Genomic DNA, 15,850 nt, shown 5'->3' on the forward strand with positions numbered 1-15,850 from the left:
GTTCCGGGCCCGTCGGGCCCGTACAGGAGGTGCAGCGCACGATGGGTGACGAGCAGGAGAAGCCGCAGGAGTACCGGATCGAGCACGACTCGATGGGCGAGGTCCGGGTGCCGGCGGACGCGAAGTGGCAGGCGCAGACGCAGCGGGCGGTGGAGAACTTCCCGGTGTCCGGTCAACGGCTGGAGCGCGCGCACATCGCCGCGCTGGCCCGGATCAAGGCCGCCGCGGCCCGGGTGAACGCCCGGCTCGGGGTGCTGGACGAGGAGACGGCGGAGGCGATCGCGGCGGCTGCCGAGGAGGTCGCGGAGGGGCGCTGGGACGACCAGTTCCCGGTGGACGTGTTCCAGACCGGCTCGGGCACCTCGTCCAACATGAACACCAACGAGGTGATCGCCACCCTGGCCGGGGAGCGGCTGGGCCGGGCGGTCCACCCGAACGACCACGTCAACGCCAGCCAGTCCTCCAACGACGTCTTCCCCTCCTCGATCCACATCGCCGCCACCGCCGCCGTCACCCACGACCTCGTCCCGGCGCTGGAGCACCTCGCGGAGGCGCTGGAGCGCAAGGCCACCGAGTTCGCCCGGGTGGTCAAGTCGGGCCGCACGCACCTGATGGACGCCACGCCCGTCACGCTCGGCCAGGAGTTCGGCGGCTACGCGGCACAGGTGCGACACGGACGGGAGCGGCTGCTGGCCACCCTCCCCCGGGTGGCCGAACTCCCGCTCGGCGGGACGGCGGTGGGCACCGGCATCAACACCCCGCCCGGCTTCCCCGCGGCCGTCATCGCCGAGGTCGCCCGCGCCACCGACCTGCCGCTCACCGAGGCCAGGAACCACTTCGAGGCACAGGGCGCGCGGGACGCCCTGGTCGAGCTGAGTGGTCAACTGCGCACGGTGGCGGTCGGGTTCACGAAGATCGCGAACGACCTGCGGTGGATGGGCTCCGGCCCGCGCACCGGGCTCGGCGAGATCAACCTGCCGGACCTCCAGCCCGGTTCGTCGATCATGCCGGGCAAGGTGAACCCGGTGCTGCCCGAGGTGGTGCTGATGGTCGCCGCCCAGGTGGTGGGCAACGACGCGACGGTCACGCTGGCGGGCGCGAGCGGCAACTTCGAGCTGAACGTGATGCTCCCGGTGATCGCCCGCAACGTCCTGGAGTCGGTGCGGCTGCTCGCCAACAGCGCCCGGCTGCTGGCCGACCGGACGGTGGACGGCGTCACCGCCAACGTCGAAAGGGCCAGGGAGTACGCGGAGTCCTCGCCCTCGGTGGTGACTCCGCTGAACCGCTACATCGGGTACGAGGAGGCCGCGAAGGTCGCCAAGCAGGCCCTGGCCGAGCGCAAGACCATCCGCCAGGTGGTGGTGGAGCGCGGCTACGTCGAGCAGGGCCGGCTCACCGAGGAGCAGCTGGACGAGGCCCTGGACGTGCTGCGGATGACGCACCCGTAGCCGGCCGCGCGGCGGGCGGCTGTGGGCATCGGCGCGGGCCGACGGGCGCGGGCCGGGGCGCGGCGGGCGGTTGTGCCCTCCGCGCCCCGGTCACGGGCTGCGGGGAAGATCAGCCCTTGGCACGGCCTGCCCGGCCGCGCCGCATTGACGCTCCGTTCGACGTCATGGTCGCCATCGAGATCGCCGCGAGGCCGAGCAGGAACATCACGGCGCCCACGATGATGCAGGTCACGATGTTCTTGCCGTGCGCGACGGACCCGGAGACGACCCAGGGGGAGATGATCGTCCAGACACCGAGCGCGGCGGCCGCCCAGGCCCTCGCGTGGGTGCGTTCGTAGGCCGATCCGTAGCCGGCCATCAGGGCCGTGTAGGCCAGACCCACGATCAGGCAGGTCACGGTCAGGGTGCTGTACGCCGTGAAGCCGACGATCCATGGCGATGCCGCCAGGAAGAGGCCGGCCAGGACGGCCAGGGCCTCGACGGCCTGGGCACGAGGAGTCGAGGTGACCCGCTCGTAGCGTTCGCGGAGTTCGACGATGTCCGGATGGTGCTCCATGCCCGTCGTCGGGATATGGGTTGCCACCGATACCACCTCCTGTGGTCGGGACCGGTAAGGCGCTTGCCCCGTACCCATTCTGGCTCTTATCTAACGTTTTGCACCCGTTGGACGGAAATGCCGGATAACCATCCGATCACGGCGGTGACCTGCGTCTCAACCGTCCGGGTCGGCATTGCCTATGCAACTGGTTGCATAGCAGGATGCGAGCCATGGCACTGGAGCACGCGATCCTCGTCTCGCTGCTGGAGCAGCCCGGCTCCGGCTACGAGCTGGCCAGGCGCTTCGACCGCTCGATCGGACGCTTCTGGACCGCCACCCACCAGCAGATCTACCGGGTGCTGCGGCGGATGGAGTCGGACGGCTGGGTGGCCGCGCAGGAGGTCTCCCAGGACGGGCGACCGGACAAGAAGGTCTACTCGGCGGCCGAGGCCGGCCGGGCCGCGCTGGCCGGCTGGCTGCGCGAACCGGTCGAGCCGGAGACCGTCCGGCACGAGCTCGCGGTCAAGATCCGGGCCGCCGCCTTCGACGATCCTGCCGCGCTGATCTCCGAGGTCGAGCGGCACCGCGAGGGCCACGCCAGCCTGCTCGCCCGCTACCTGCACGGCGAACAACGGGACTTTCCCGACCCCACCGCACTCGACGCCCGACAGGAGCTCCAGCACGTGGTGCTGCGCGGCGGCATCGAGTACGAGCGGATGACCCTCGCCTGGCTCGACGACGTACTCGCCACCCTGCGCCGCCTCGCCGGCAGCCAACCGTCCTGACGGACTGCCTCCGACCGCCCCGAGCGGCCGACCGCCGGCCATCGACAAGCGCCATGCGGCAGCCGGCAGCCGGCAGCCGACGAATGACAGATCACGGATGACAGATAACAGAATCTGAAAGCTGTCATCTGAACTCTGTCACCCCGCCCTCCCCGACACCCTCGACCCCCGGGAGCCCCTCGATGCTCTTCAACCCGCGCAGCTACGACCCCGCCCAGTTCGACGAGCCGACCCGCCGGCTGCTGCGCGCGACGGTGGACTGGTTCGAGTCCCGCGGCAAGAAGGCGCTGATCGACACCTACGTCGCCCGCAGCTGGTACGCCGACTTCCTGGCCTTCGCCGCCGAGGAGGGCCTGTTCGCGGAGTTCCTGACCCCCGCCACGGCCGACCCCGACAAGCGCTGGGACACCGCGCGGATCGCCGAGCTGAACGAGATCCTCGGCTTCTACGGCCTCGGCTACTGGTACACCTGGCAGGTCACCATCCTGGGCCTCGGCCCGGTCTGGCAGAGCGAGAACGAGGCCGTCCGCGCCCGCGCCGCCAAGCTGCTGGCCGAGGGCCACGTGATGGCCTTCGGTCTCTCCGAGCGCACCCACGGCGCGGACATCTACTCCACCGACATGATCCTCACCCCGGACGGCGAGGGCGGCTTCACCGCGACCGGCTCCAAGTACTACATCGGCAACGGCAACGTGGCCGGCCTGGTCTCGGTGTTCGGCCGCCGCTCGGACGTCGAGGGCCCGGAGGGCTACGTCTTCTTCGCCGCCGACAGCCGCCACGAGGCGTACCACCTGGTCAAGAACGTGGTGAACGCCCAGATGTACGTCAGCGAGTTCCGCCTGGAGGACTACCCGGTGCGCGCCGAGGACGTGCTGCACACCGGCCAGGCCGCCTTCGACGCCGCGCTCAACACCGTCAACGTCGGCAAGTTCAACCTCTGCACCGCCTCGATCGGCATCTGCGAGCACGCGATGTACGAGGCCGTCACGCACGCCGACAACCGGGTGCTGTACGGCAGGAAGGTCACCGACTTCCCGCACGTCAAGCGGGAGTTGACCGACGCGTACGTCCGTCTGGTGGCGATGAAGCTGTTCAGCGGCCGGGCCGTGGACTACTTCCGGACCGCCTCCCCCGAGGACCGCCGGTACCTGCTGTTCAACCCGATGACCAAGATGAAGGTCACCACCGAGGGCGAGAAGGTCATCGACCTGATGTGGGACGTCATCGCGGCCAAGGGCTTCGAGGCGGACACCTACTTCGACAAGGCCGCGAAGGACATCCGCGGCCTGCCGAAGCTGGAGGGCACCGTCCACGTCAACCTGGCGCTGATCCTCAAGTTCATGGGCAACTACCTGTTCGCCCCGGCCGATTACGCCCCGGTACCGACCCGTCTGGACGCCACCGACGACGCCTTCCTTTTCCGCCAGGGGCCGGCCCGCGGCCTCGGCGCGATCCGCTTCCACGACTGGCGCGCCGCCTACGACCGCCACGCCCAGCTGCCCAACGTCGCCCGCTTCCGCGAACAGGCCGACGGGTTCTGCGAGTTGCTGCTCAAGAACGCGCCGAGCAAGGAGCAGCAGGCGGACCTGGACTTCCTGCTGGAGATCGGCCAGCTGTTCGCGCTGATCGTCTACGGCCAGCTGGTGCTGGAGCAGGCCGAGCTGACCGGTCTGACCGCCTCCGAGCACGGCGGGGACCTGTTGGACCGGATCTTCGACGCACTGGTCCGCGACTTCTCCGCGCACGCCACCGAGCTGCACGGCAAGGCCTCCGCCACCGAGGAGCAGGCCGGCTGGGCGCTGGCGAACGTCCGCCGCCCGGTCGCCGACCCGGCCCGGGACGCCCGGGTGTGGACGCGGGTCGAGGCGCTCTCCGGCGCGTACGAGATGCAGCCGTAGCAACGGCGCTCAAAGACCGCCTCCGGAGGCGACCTCCGGAGAGGGCGTCCGGAGAGGACCTCCGGAGGCGGCGGGCGAAAGCGGGTTTCGGAAAGGACGTACGGAGAAGACGTCCGGAAGCACCGAGACCCCGGGGGTGCCGGTCGGCGGGCCGGCACCCCCGGTTCACCTCTCCTGGCGGGTCCCGCCGTCGCCGAGGCCCATGTCGCGGGCCCGGGCGACGGCCTCGGCGCGCGTGGCGACGTGCAGCTTCTCGAAGATGTGGGTGATGTGGTTGCGGACGGTCTTCTCCGCGACCACCAGCTCGCGGGCGATCCGCCGGTTGTCCAGCCCGCGCGCGACCAGGTCCAGCACCTCGGCCTCGCGGGCGGTGAGTTCGGGGAAGAGCTGCCCCGCCTCGCGCATCCTCGCCCCGGCCAGCAGGGCGGTGATCCGGCCGGCCACCTCGCCGCCGAACACCGCGCCGCCCGCGGCGACCGTCCGCACCGCGTGCAGCACCTCCTCGCGCCCGGCGCCCTTCACCAGGTAACCGCGCGCGCCCGCCTGGAGGGCGGCGAGCAGGTTCCCGTCGTCGTCCGACATGGTCAGCATCAGCACCGGCGGTGGTGCCTCCCGGGTGGCGAGCTGCCGGACGGCCTCCAGTCCGGAGCCGTCGGGCAGCGAGAGGTCCATGATCACCACGGTCGGACGGTGCCGGGCCACCGCCTCCGGGACGTCGGCGACCCGCTCGGCCTCGGCGACCACGAGGACGCCCTCGGCACTCTCCAGCGCCGCCCTGAGGCCCTCCCGGAACAGGGGGTGGTCATCGACGATCAGCACCCGGACGGACGGGGCGTCACCCGGTTCCGAGGGTGCCACCGGCTGTTCTTCATCCACCCGGCCGACACTATCAGCGGCCATCGCGTGACTTTCCGTGACGACCCCGGGAGGCCGCCCGCGTGTCGGGGCCGTCCCGGCGGCGGGCGACGACCGGCAGATGACAGATGACAGCCGACAGATAACAACAAACAGCTGACAGATTTTGAAATCTGTCAGCTGTCTGTTGCCACCACCGCGGCCGACCGGAGCGAGGCGAGGGATCGCCCCGGCCTCACCCCTGCGGACCGGTCTGCCCCGAGCACGTGGGCCTGTCGCCCCACTCCGGTCCCGGAACGGCGCCGGGTGCGCCGACCCGGCCCAGCACGACGGTGACCGGTCCGCGCCGGCCGACCCGGAGACCGTACTGCTCCCCCGCCCTGACGTAGACCAGGTCGCCGGGGAGCAGTGACTCTTCGCCGAGGTCACCGAGGAAGACGGCGGCCCCGGTGAGGACCAGCAGGAAGGCGTCGGCCGCCCGGTCCCGGTACGGTCCGCAGGTGCCGCCCGGGTCGATCCGCGCCGTGCCCACGTCCACCTGCCGCCAGCTCCGGGCGGACCGGGAGTCCGACCGCTGAGCGGGGATGTCGGCCCTGGGCGTGGGGCGGACCGTGAGCACGGTGGTCGGCGCGCCGCGGACGGCTGAGATCCGGTAGGAGGTGCCGGGCCGGTGGTGCAACGCCTCGCCCGGGCAGAGGATCCGGCCGGCCGCGAACAGTCGGCCGGAGAGCACCACCGTCACCGACTCGACGGATTCGTAGGGAAGTTGCTCGACCCGGACACCCGGCGGCAGCGCCTCGACGGTCAGTCCGGCGCGGACGGCCGGCCGCTGCTCCGGGTCGATCAGCCGCTGGAAGGCGGGCGCGGTGCGGGGCACGGCAGCGGGGACGAGAATCACGAGAGGCCTCCTCCGGACGAGGACGGGCAGGACCGGTCAGGGCCGGTCGCAGCGGGCGGCGCGGCGCCGGGCCAGGGCGGCCCGGGTGGCGGCCGAATGCCGGGGGACGGCGAGGGTCAGACGGAGCAGTTCCACGCCGAGCGGCCCGGCTTCGAGGTGCAGCGTGCGGCCGCGGCGGGCCAGCAGCAGGTCCCCTTCGGAGGCCAGGTGGTCAGGCTCGCCGGAGAGTCGGCCGACGACGGCGGCGCCGCGCAGCACGTGCAGGACGGTCTCGGTGTCGGACCGGCCCGGGAGGACGTGGTGGGCGCCCGGGCTCAGCCGCAGGTGGTCGAAGGCCTCGCAGGCGCTGGCGAGCATCGGGCGCCGGGCGAGGGAGCGGATCCGTACGCGCTCGCCGTTCGGGCCGATGACGACCATGGCGGAGCCGGTGTCGGTGGTGACGATCACCTGGGGTCGCCTCCTTCGGGAGGGGCTTCGGACGGGGCTGAGGAGGAGACGGGGACGGCGAGCATGGCGTGGAAGAACTCCAGCCCGGCCAGCCCGGCGGTCAGGACGGTCCGCGAGCCGAGCGGCAGCACGACGGCGGTGCCCTCGACCAGCGGCAGGCCGACGCCGACGGATTCCGGGCGGTCCTCGGGTGCCGGGCCGTCCGCGTGGTCGGGGTGCTCGAAGCTCTCGGGCAGGTCGGCGAGACCGGAACCGGCGGTGACGTAGATCGCGTGCTCGACGCCGTCGGCGGCCACCTCGGTGCGGTGGCCCGGGTCGAGCCGTTGCAGCCCGACGCCGCGCAGCGGACCGGCGAGCAGTCGGCCGGGGTCGACCGCACCTCGTCGCCGCAGGTCGGTGATGACGGTTCCCGACATGACAGGCGCTCCTTCCGGTCGCGGGCGGGCTCTGTGGTCCGCCTCTGCGGTCCACCCTGCGCCGCCCGCTGTCCCGGCCACACGGGGGCGTCGTCCCGTCCGGCTCCCGGCCCGATCCCACCCGCGATCCCGGCCCCGTCCCAGGCCCGATCCCACCTGGGATCCCACCCGTGGTCCCGCCCCGGCCCCTCCCCGCCTGCACGGCGGTCAGGACCGGTCAGGATCCAGTCAGGACCGGTCCCCGGCTCCGTCCCCCGGCCGCCGCCCGCACCCGCCGTGGGCCCGCCCGCGACCGCCCCGAGCCGAGCGGAACGACGTACGGTGGAACCGGAGGCCGTGTCATGCACGTCACCGGAACCCACTTCACCCGCTTCGCCGACCGCACCGAGGCGGGCCGTCGGCTGGCCGCCCGGCTCGGCCGTCTGGCCGGCCCCGACACCGTGGTCGTGGCGCTGCCGAGGGGCGGCGTGCCGGTGGCAGCCGAGGTCGCCTCGGCGCTCGGCGCACCGCTGGACATCTGCGTGATCCGCAAGCTCGGCGTGCCCTACCAACCCGAGCTGGGCATGGGGGCGATCGGCGAGGACGGCGTCCGGGTGCTGAACGAACAGGTCATCCGGTTCTCCGCGGTCACCGACGAGCAGTTGGCCGAGGTCGAGCGGCAGGAGCGCGCCGAACTGGCGCGCCGGGCCCGCCGCTACCGGGGCGACCGGCCGCCCGCCGACCTGCGCGGCCGCACGGTGGTCGTGGTGGACGACGGCATCGCCACCGGGTCGACCGCCCGGGCGGCCTGCCGGATCGTCCGGGAGCGCGGCGCGGCCCGGGTGGTGCTCGCCGTCCCGGTGGCGCCCGCGGACTGGACCGAGCGCCTGGACGAGGTCGCCGACGAATTGGTCTGCGTCGGCACGCCGTCCCCGTTCTTCGCGATCGGCGAGTTCTACACCGACTTCTCGCAGACCCAGGACGAGGAGGTGCTGCGACTGCTGGCGAAGGCCAGGGAGGGGGGCGGCGGCGGGATCGGGAGCGGTCCGTCCACCGGCCCCGCCGCGGTCGACCGCGAGCTGCTGCTGCCCGTCGCCGGAGTCCGTCTCGCGGGCCGGCTGACCGTCCCGGCCGGCGCGCGCGGTGTCGTCGTCTTCGCGCACGGCAGCGGCAGCGGTCGGCTCAGCCCGCGCAACCGGCACGTCGCCGAGTACCTGAACCACACCGGACTGGCCACACTGCTCTTCGACCTGCTCACCGAGGACGAGGAGGCCGACCGCCGGAACGTGTTCGACGTGGCGCTGCTGGGCTCCCGGCTGAGCGCCGTCGCCCGGCGACTGGGCGCGGCGGAACACACCCCGGACGACCCCGACGACCCCGACCGCCCGAACCACCCGGACCGCCCGGACGACCCGGTGCCCGAGACCCAGGGCCTGCCGCTCGGCCTGTTCGGCGCCAGCACCGGCGCCGCCGCCGCGCTGCACACCGCCGCCGACCTGGGCCCGGCGGTGCGCGCCGTGGTCTCCCGGGGCGGCCGGCCCGACCTCGCCACGCCGGACGTGCTGACCCGGGTGCGCGCCCCGACGCTGCTCCTCGTCGGTTCCCTGGATCCGACCGTGCTCGACCTCAACCGGCAGGCCCGCAGTCGGCTGCGCTGTGCGAGCGAGCTGATGGTGGTGCCGCGCGCGAGCCACCTGTTCGAGGAGCCGGGGACCCTCGACCGGGTCGCCGAGCTGGCCTCCGGCTGGTTCCTCCGCCACCTCCCGCTCCCCGTCAACCCCGGAAGTGCGTGATCGCCCCATTGCGCAGACTTCGTGCGTCACCCCCGGTCAGCAGCACATTTTGCGCAGCGGACCGCGGGATTTTCTAATCATCTTGTACACATTGAGCAGTCAGAATCCGACCTGTTGCCCAACCACTCCGACAGGAGCAAGCTCTCCGCAACCACACCGCCCACCCGTTCGCGGTGTGGTGGCGATCCAGCGGAAGCCTCGACGGCGAGGCCCGAAGTGGAGGAACGAGCGATGACCCCGCAGTCCCACGCCCTTGAGTTGACCCCCGAGGAGCGCGAGGCCGGTCTTGACGCCGACCAGCTGCGCCGCCTCGTCGGCCTCGTCGAGCACGACGCGGCCGCCGATCCGTTCCCGGTGACGGCCCAGGACGCGGTCGTCTTCGTGGTCGGCAACGCCACCCAGACGGCCCAGTTCTACCAGGTCGTCTTCGGCATGGAGCTGGTCGCCTACTCCGGCCCCGAGACCGGCCGCCGGGACCGCAAGGCGTACGTGCTGCGCTCCGGCTCCTGCCGCTTCGTGATCAAGGGCGGCGTCCAGCCGGACAGCCCGCTGCTGGAACACCACCGCCGCCACGGCGACGGCGTCGTCGACCTCGCCCTGGAGGTCCCGGACGTCGACAAGTGCATCGAGCACGCCCGCGCGTGCGGCGCCACCGTTCTGGAGGAGCCGAACGACATCTCGGACGAGAACGGCACCGTGCGCCGCGCGGCCATCGCCACCTACGGCGAGACCCGCCACACCCTGATCGACCGCTCCCGCTACCACGGCCCGTACCTGCCGGGCTACGTCGTCGCGGAGAGCAAGGTCACCCACCCGGAGGGCTCGCCCAAGCGCCTCTTCCAGGCCCTCGACCACGCCGTCGGCAACGTCGAACTGGGCCGGATGAACGAGTGGGTGACGTTCTACAACCGCGTCATGGGCTTCGTGAACATGGCCGAGTTCGTCGGCGACGACATCGCCACCGAGTACTCCGCGCTGATGTCCAAGGTCGTCGCCAGCGGCAACCACCGGGTGAAGTTCCCGCTCAACGAGCCGGCCATCGCCAAGAAGAAGTCCCAGATCGACGAGTACCTGGAGTTCTACACCGGCCCCGGCTGCCAGCACATGGCGCTCGCCACCAACGACATCCTCACCACCGTGGACGTGCTGCGGGCCCGCGGTGTGGAGTTCCTCAACACCCCGGACGCCTACTACGACGACCCGGAGCTGCGCGAGCGGATCGGCAAGGTCCGGGTGCCGATCGAGGAGCTGAAGAAGCGCGGCATCCTGGTCGACCGCGACGAGGACGGCTACCTGCTCCAGATCTTCACCAAGCCGATCGGCGACCGCCCCACCGTCTTCTACGAGTTCATCGAGCGGCACGGTTCGCTCGGCTTCGGCAAGGGCAACTTCAAGGCGCTCTTCGAGTCCATCGAGCGCGAGCAGGACCGCCGCGGCAACCTGTGAGCGTCGGAGAGCTCTGACGGGCTCCGGCGAGCCCTGAGGGACTCCGAGGGGCCCTGACGAACGGATCTCTGCCAAACGGTCGAGGAGGACCACGGAGATGGCGTACTACCGGCAGCTGGGCAGCATCCCGCCCAAGCGGCACACCCAGCACCGCACCCCCGAAGGCGGGCTGTACTACGAGGAGTTGATGGGCGAGGAGGGCTTCTCCTCGGACTCCTCCCTCCTCTACCACCGGGGCATCCCCTCGGCGGTGGTCAACGCGGTGCCGTGGGAGCTGCCGGACCAGTCCACGGTGCCCAACCACCCGCTCCTCCCTCGTCACCTCAAGCTGCACGAGCTGTTCGCGGACCAGGACTGGAAGTCCGCGGACGCCGTCGGCAGCCGCCGGCTGGTCCTCGGCAACGGCGACGTACGGATCTCGTACGTCGCCGCCGGGGCCCCGAGCGCGCTCTACCGCAACGGGCTCGGCGACGAGTGCGTGTACGTGGAGTCCGGTTCCGGCACGGTCGAGACGGTGTTCGGCTCGATCGAGGTCGGGCAGGGCGACTACGTGGTCATCCCGCGCGCCACCACCCACCGCTGGGTGCCGGCCGGCGACGAGCCGCTGCGCGCGTACTGCATCGAGGCGAACAGCCACATCACCCCGGTCAAGCGCTACCTGTCCAAGTACGGGCAGCTGCTGGAACACGCGCCGTACTGCGAGCGGGACTTCCGCGGGCCGGTCGGCCCGCTGGTCGCCGACGCCCCCGGGGACGTCGACGTGCTGGTCAAGCACCGCGGCCCGAACGGGATCTCGGGCACCCGCTACACCGTGCCGCACCACCCCTTCGACGTGGTCGGCTGGGACGGCTGCCTGTACCCGTACGCCTTCAACATCAAGGACTTCGAGCCGATCACCGGCCGGATCCACCAGCCGCCGCCGGCCCACCAGGTGTTCGAGGGCAACGGCTTCGTGATCTGCAACTTCGTTCCGCGCAAGGTGGACTACCACCCGCTGTCGATCCCGGTGCCCTACTACCACGCCAACGTGGACAGCGACGAGGTCATGTTCTACTGCGGCGGCGACTACGCGGCCCGCAAGGGCTCGGGCATCGGCCAGGGCTCGATCTCGCTGCACCCGGGCGGACACACCCACGGGCCGCAGCCCGGGGCGTACGAGCGCAGCATCGGCGTGGACTTCTTCGACGAGCTGGCCGTCATGGTGGACACCTTCCGCCCGCTGGAGCTCGGCGAGGGCGGCCGGGCCACCGAGGACCCCGACTACGCCTGGACCTGGTCCGGTCGGGGGCCGGGGCGATGAGCGCACTGCCCCCGGGGGGTGTGATCCCCGAACTGTTCCGCGGCCTGTTCGACGACGCGGCGGTGTTCCCACCGGGGAACCTGCCGGTCGTCGAGGCGGTGCCCGCGCACCGGGCGCACCGGGCGGCCTGGTACGCCGAGGCCGTCGGGCCGCTCCTCTGCGGGGCTGGCCGGCTGCGCGAGTTGGCCGCGGCGGTCGTGAACTCCCCGGCAGCCGCGGACGCTTCCGCGGCCACGGACTCCGCGGCGGTGACGGCCGCCGCGGCCGAGGGGGGCACAGCGGGGGCGGACGGCCCGGCGGCGGGCGACTGGCCGCTCAAGGTCGGGCTGGTGCTGCCGGGGGGCAGCACCGAGCTCGCCCAGGCGCTCGCCGCCGTCGCGCCGTTCGAGCTGGCCGGCGTCGAGCTGGCCACCCGGGACGCCGCCGAGGCGGTGGCCGAGCTCGACCGGCTGCTGCCGCCGGGCGTCCCGGCCGCCGTCGAGGTTCCGCGCGAACTCCTGCGCGGGGACGGGCTGGACGCCGTCCTGGACGTGCTGCTGGACAGCCCGTACCGGGCGAAGTTCCGCACCGGCGGGGTGGTCGCCGAGGCGTTCCCGGACGAGGATGAGCTGGCCGCCTTCCTCACCGGCTGCGCGCGGCGTGGACTGCCGTACAAGTGCACGGCCGGGCTGCACAACGCCGTCCGGCACACCGACCCGGAGACCGGCTTCGAGCACCACGGCTTCCTGAACGTGCTGCTGGCCGCGCAGGAGACCGACCGGGCCACGGCGGCGACGGTGCTGGCGGAGCGCGACGGCGAGGTGCTGGCCAAGGCGGCGCGCGCACTGACGGACCGTCAGGTCACGGTGATCCGAAACTCGTTCACCGCGTTCGGCACCTGTAGCATCACCGAACCCCTGGGCGACCTGGCCGCGCTCGGCCTGCTCCCGCCGCCCAGTCCACTGCACCAGGAGGACCGTTGAGCACCACCCCCAGCAGCTGGCTCGCCAGCGCCCAGGACTCGCCGTTCGGCGTGCACAACCTGCCGTACGGCGTCTTCACCGCCGCCGACCGGCCCGGGCGGCGCCGGATCGGCGTGCGTGTCGGGGACTTCGTGCTGGACGCCGGGGCGGCCGCCCGTGCGGTCGGCGCGCCGTCCGTGCTGCTGGACGCGGACTCGCTCAACCCGCTGATGGCGGCCGGGCGTCCGGTCTGGACCCGGGTGCGGGCGGACCTCACCACCTGGCTCACCGACGAGTCGTTCCGCGAGGCACTGTCGCCCGCGCTGCTGCCGGCCGACGAGGTGGAGCTGCACCTGCCGTTCGAGGTCGCCGACTACGTCGACTTCTACGCCTCGGAGCACCACGCCACCAACCTGGGCCGGATCCTCCGCCCGGGTTCGGAGGCGCTCACCCCCAACTGGAAGCACCTGCCGATCGGTTACCACGGGCGGGCGGGCACGGTCGTGGTCTCCGGCACTCCGGTGGTGCGGCCGCACGGGCAGCGCAAGGCGCCGGCCGACGCCGCGCCGAGCTTCGGGCCGTCCCGTCGGCTGGACATCGAGGCCGAGGTCGGCTTCGTCGTCGGCACGCCGTCGGAGCTGGGCCGACCGGTCGTGATGGACGACTTCCGCGAGCACGTGTTCGGCGTCTGCCTGCTCAACGACTGGTCGGCGCGCGACATCCAGGGCTGGGAGTACGTGCCGCTCGGCCCGTTCCTCGGCAAGTCCTTCGCGACCTCGGTCTCACCGTGGATCGTCCCGCTGGATGCCCTGGAGCACGCCCGGATCGCGCCGCCGGAGCGCGACGTCGAGCCGCTGGCGTACCTGGACGACCGGGGCCGCGAGCCGTGGGGGCTGGACCTGGCGATGGAGGTCCGGCTGAACGGGCACCCGGTCTCCCGGCCGCCGTTCGCCACGATGTACTGGACGGCGCAGCAGCAGCTGACCCACATGACCGTCAACGGCGCCTCGCTGCGCACCGGCGACCTGTTCGCCTCGGGGACGGTCAGCGGGCCCGAGCGGGACACCCGGGGTGCGCTGATCGAGCTGACCTGGAACGGCGAGGAACCGCTCAAGCTGCCGGACGGGACGACCCGGGCCTTCCTGGAGGACGGTGACGAGGTGACCATCACCGCCACCGCGCCCGGGCCGGACGGCGCCGTGGTCGGCTTCGGCGAGGTCTCGGGGCGGGTGCGGGGCTGAAGGGTCCCGGGCGGCGGCAGGTGACAAGCCGCGGGTAACAGATAACGGATTACAGATAACGGATGACAGCTGACAGCTTTCATCATCTGTCAGCTGTCATCTGTTTGCCCGCCCCTGCCTACAACCGGGAGCCTCCGGTGGCATCGACCACGCGCCCGGTCATCCACCGCGCGTCGTCCGAGGCGAGGAAGGCGACGATGTCCGCGATGTCCTCCGGCGCCCCGACCCGGCCGAGCGCGGCGAGCGCGGCCGCCTGCGCCCTCGCCTCCGGGTCGGCCAGCCAGCCCGCGTTGAGGTCGGTGTCGATGATCCCGGGCGCCACGGAGTTGACGGTGATCCCGCGCGACCCGAGCTGCTGGGCCAGGTTGAGCGAGAAGGTGTCCAGGGCGCCCTTGGTCGCGCCGTAGGCCATGATCTCCGGCATCGCCATCCGGGCCAGGCCGCTGGAGACGTTGATGATCCGACCGCCGTCGCGCAGCCGCTCCAGCCCGTGCTTGACGATGAAGAACGGCGCGCGGACATTGACCGCGAAGACCTCGTCGAACTCCTCCTCCGTCAGGCCCGCGAGGTCGGAGCTGCGTCCGATCCCGGCGTTGTTCACGATGATGTCGACGCCTCCGGTGGGCGCGTGCCCGCTTATCCGCTCGTCGAAGGCCTCCCACAGCGCGACGGCGTCACCGTACCTCCCGAGCGCGGAGGGCAACGCGAAGGCCCGCCCGCCGTCGGCGCGGATGCCCGCGACCACCTCCTCCGCGGCCGCCTCGTCCCGGGCGTACCCGACGGCGACGGTGGCGCCGTCCCGCCCGAGCCGGCGGGCGATGGCCCGGCCGATCCCCCTGCTGCCGCCCGTGACCAGCGCCGTCCTGCCCTGAAGTCCGTACGCGCCCATGGCTGAGCCCCCTTCTGCTGCATCCCGATAGTTATTGAGCGATCGCTCAAAAAAGAAGCTAGCACACATTTCTTGAGTGAGTGCTCTAAAATTCAGCGCATGACAGCGGCGCAGAAGGCGAAAGCAGCACCGGAAGGCGGGGCGACCGCCCCCACGCCGACCCCCACATCGGCCCCCGCATCGGCCCCCCGACGCGGCCGCCCGCCGGCCTTCGACCGGGACGAGGTGCTCACCGCGGCCACCCGGCTCTTCTGGCAGCACGGCTACGAAGCCACCTCGGTCACCGACCTCACCTCCGCCATGGGCATCCGCCCCGGCAGCCTGTACGCGGCCTTCGGCGACAAGGAGTCGCTGTTCGAGGAGGTCGTCCGCCGGTACGGCCGCTCCCCCGTCGGCGCGTTCGTGACCGTCGCGCTGGAGGAGGAACCCACCGCGCACGACGCCTTCGCCCGCATCCTGCGCGAGGCCGCCGCCGTCTACGCCGACCCGTCGCACCCGGCCGGCTGCCTGATGATCTCCGCGGCCACCAACGTCACCCCGCAGGACGCCGGCATCCAGGACCGGCTGCGCGAGCTGCGCAACGGGAACCTGCGGACCTTCGAGGAGCGGCTGCACCGGGCCCGGCAGGACGGCGAGCTGCCGCCCGAGGCCGATCCGAAGACACTGGCCGGCTACTTCGGCACGGTCCTCCAGGGAATGTCCCAGCAGGCCAGGGACGGCGCCACCACCGCCGACCTGACCCGCATCGCCGAACTCGCCCTGCGCGCCTGGCCCTGAGCCGGGCCGCACACCCCGGCTCTCCCCCGGCCCGCCCCACCCCCGGCCCGGTGATCACAACCGCCCGCCTCCCCCGGTACGGTGGACCGCGGAATCCGGCCGGGGCCAGGAGGAACGGCGGAACCGGCGGGTACGGACAGCGGACGGCCACGGAGCCCGGTGGACACCGGCAGGCTCCGACGGACGTCGGCATCACCGA

At 72.3% G+C, this 15,850-nt stretch carries 15 protein-coding genes; 9 read left to right on the forward strand and 6 right to left on the reverse strand.

Annotation, left to right across the window (positions count from 1 at the left end):
* Positions 1–41: 41 nt before the first annotated feature.
* A complete protein-coding gene (locus ACIQOW_RS15995) occupies positions 42–1,448 on the forward strand; it encodes a class II fumarate hydratase (protein ID WP_401084684.1) in 1,407 nt (468 codons plus the stop codon).
* Positions 1,449–1,557: 109 nt separating this feature from the next.
* Here ACIQOW_RS15995 and ACIQOW_RS16000 read toward each other — a convergent pair whose 3' ends face one another.
* Positions 1,558–2,004 (reverse strand): SPW repeat protein, encoded by a 447-nt coding sequence (locus tag ACIQOW_RS16000; protein ID WP_401085284.1) that lies wholly within the window; start codon positions 2,002–2,004, stop codon positions 1,558–1,560.
* A 212-nt stretch (positions 2,005–2,216) separates the two neighbouring features.
* On the opposite strand from ACIQOW_RS16000, the gene ACIQOW_RS16005 reads away from it, so the two are divergent.
* Entirely contained in the window at positions 2,217–2,771 is a 555-nt protein-coding gene (locus tag ACIQOW_RS16005) for a PadR family transcriptional regulator (RefSeq protein WP_401084687.1), read from the forward strand.
* A 182-nt stretch (positions 2,772–2,953) separates the two neighbouring features.
* On the forward strand, positions 2,954–4,669 hold the full coding sequence (locus tag ACIQOW_RS16010) for an acyl-CoA dehydrogenase family protein (RefSeq protein WP_401084690.1): 1,716 nt from the start codon (positions 2,954–2,956) through the stop codon (positions 4,667–4,669).
* Positions 4,670–4,834: 165 nt separating this feature from the next.
* On the opposite strand, the gene ACIQOW_RS16015 is transcribed toward ACIQOW_RS16010, so the two are convergent.
* The 4 genes from ACIQOW_RS16015 to ACIQOW_RS16030 all read right to left on the reverse strand — a co-directional run bounded on the left by ACIQOW_RS16015 (position 4,835) and on the right by ACIQOW_RS16030 (position 7,285).
* Positions 4,835–5,545: a response regulator gene (locus tag ACIQOW_RS16015; RefSeq protein ID WP_401084693.1), complete on the reverse strand. Its 711-nt coding sequence runs from the start codon at positions 5,543–5,545 to the stop codon at positions 4,835–4,837.
* A gap of 214 nt (positions 5,546–5,759) precedes the next feature.
* Positions 5,760–6,422: a hypothetical protein gene (locus tag ACIQOW_RS16020; RefSeq protein ID WP_401084696.1), complete on the reverse strand. Its 663-nt coding sequence runs from the start codon at positions 6,420–6,422 to the stop codon at positions 5,760–5,762.
* Between the two features lie 36 nt (positions 6,423–6,458).
* Positions 6,459–6,869, reverse strand: a complete 411-nt coding sequence (locus ACIQOW_RS16025) for a hypothetical protein (RefSeq protein ID WP_188300716.1) — start codon at positions 6,867–6,869, stop codon at positions 6,459–6,461.
* A complete protein-coding gene (locus tag ACIQOW_RS16030) occupies positions 6,866–7,285 on the reverse strand; it encodes a hypothetical protein (protein ID WP_401084700.1) in 420 nt (139 codons plus the stop codon). Before ACIQOW_RS16030 ends, ACIQOW_RS16025 begins: the two co-directional genes overlap by 4 nt.
* Positions 7,286–7,626: 341 nt before the next feature.
* Here ACIQOW_RS16030 and ACIQOW_RS16035 point away from each other — a divergent pair, with 341 nt between their 5' ends.
* The 5 genes from ACIQOW_RS16035 (at position 7,627) to fahA (ending at position 13,985) form a co-directional block, all read left to right on the forward strand.
* A complete protein-coding gene (locus tag ACIQOW_RS16035) occupies positions 7,627–9,057 on the forward strand; it encodes a phosphoribosyltransferase family protein (RefSeq protein ID WP_401084703.1) in 1,431 nt (476 codons plus the stop codon).
* A gap of 231 nt (positions 9,058–9,288) precedes the next feature.
* On the forward strand, positions 9,289–10,503 hold the full coding sequence (gene hppD, locus ACIQOW_RS16040) for a 4-hydroxyphenylpyruvate dioxygenase (protein WP_401084705.1): 1,215 nt from the start codon (positions 9,289–9,291) through the stop codon (positions 10,501–10,503).
* A gap of 97 nt (positions 10,504–10,600) precedes the next feature.
* Positions 10,601–11,803 (forward strand): homogentisate 1,2-dioxygenase, encoded by a 1,203-nt coding sequence (locus ACIQOW_RS16045; protein ID WP_401084708.1) that lies wholly within the window; start codon positions 10,601–10,603, stop codon positions 11,801–11,803.
* Complete coding sequence (locus ACIQOW_RS16050; RefSeq protein WP_401084711.1) at positions 11,800–12,765, forward strand: hypothetical protein; 966 nt, start codon at positions 11,800–11,802, stop codon at positions 12,763–12,765. Before ACIQOW_RS16045 ends, ACIQOW_RS16050 begins: the two co-directional genes overlap by 4 nt.
* The gene (fahA, locus tag ACIQOW_RS16055) at positions 12,762–13,985 is read left to right on the forward strand and encodes a fumarylacetoacetase (protein WP_401084713.1); all 1,224 of its coding nucleotides are present in this window, start codon (positions 12,762–12,764) and stop codon (positions 13,983–13,985) included. The genes ACIQOW_RS16050 and fahA overlap by 4 nt, the downstream gene beginning before the upstream one ends.
* A gap of 118 nt (positions 13,986–14,103) precedes the next feature.
* Here fahA and ACIQOW_RS16060 read toward each other — a convergent pair whose 3' ends face one another.
* Positions 14,104–14,874: an SDR family oxidoreductase gene (locus ACIQOW_RS16060; protein WP_401084715.1), complete on the reverse strand. Its 771-nt coding sequence runs from the start codon at positions 14,872–14,874 to the stop codon at positions 14,104–14,106.
* 99 nt (positions 14,875–14,973) lie between these two features.
* Between ACIQOW_RS16060 and ACIQOW_RS16065 the strand changes: the two genes are divergently transcribed.
* A complete protein-coding gene (locus ACIQOW_RS16065) occupies positions 14,974–15,651 on the forward strand; it encodes a TetR/AcrR family transcriptional regulator (protein ID WP_401084717.1) in 678 nt (225 codons plus the stop codon).
* The last annotated feature ends 199 nt before the right edge of the window (positions 15,652–15,850 follow it).

This window comes from Kitasatospora sp. NPDC091335 (assembly GCF_044757205.1).
Taxonomy (GTDB): domain Bacteria; phylum Actinomycetota; class Actinomycetes; order Streptomycetales; family Streptomycetaceae; genus Kitasatospora.

What these genes read in the sequence shown, in the direction of transcription:
- ACIQOW_RS16005 (WP_401084687.1), top strand. Translation starts at nt 2,217, where the DNA reads ATGGCACTGGAGCACGCGATCCTCGTCTCGCTGCTGGAGCAGCCCGGC.
- ACIQOW_RS16050 (WP_401084711.1), top strand. Translation starts at nt 11,800, where the DNA reads ATGAGCGCACTGCCCCCGGGGGGTGTGATCCCCGAACTGTTCCGCGGC.
- hppD (WP_401084705.1), top strand. Translation starts at nt 9,289, where the DNA reads ATGACCCCGCAGTCCCACGCCCTTGAGTTGACCCCCGAGGAGCGCGAG.
- ACIQOW_RS16065 (WP_401084717.1), top strand. Translation starts at nt 14,974, where the DNA reads ATGACAGCGGCGCAGAAGGCGAAAGCAGCACCGGAAGGCGGGGCGACC.
- ACIQOW_RS16010 (WP_401084690.1), top strand. Translation starts at nt 2,954, where the DNA reads ATGCTCTTCAACCCGCGCAGCTACGACCCCGCCCAGTTCGACGAGCCG.
- ACIQOW_RS16000 (WP_401085284.1), bottom strand. Translation starts at nt 2,004, where the DNA reads ATGGAGCACCATCCGGACATCGTCGAACTCCGCGAACGCTACGAGCGG.
- ACIQOW_RS16035 (WP_401084703.1), top strand. Translation starts at nt 7,627, where the DNA reads ATGCACGTCACCGGAACCCACTTCACCCGCTTCGCCGACCGCACCGAG.
- ACIQOW_RS15995 (WP_401084684.1), top strand. Translation starts at nt 42, where the DNA reads ATGGGTGACGAGCAGGAGAAGCCGCAGGAGTACCGGATCGAGCACGAC.
- ACIQOW_RS16045 (WP_401084708.1), top strand. Translation starts at nt 10,601, where the DNA reads ATGGCGTACTACCGGCAGCTGGGCAGCATCCCGCCCAAGCGGCACACC.
- ACIQOW_RS16060 (WP_401084715.1), bottom strand. Translation starts at nt 14,874, where the DNA reads ATGGGCGCGTACGGACTTCAGGGCAGGACGGCGCTGGTCACGGGCGGC.
- ACIQOW_RS16030 (WP_401084700.1), bottom strand. Translation starts at nt 7,285, where the DNA reads ATGTCGGGAACCGTCATCACCGACCTGCGGCGACGAGGTGCGGTCGAC.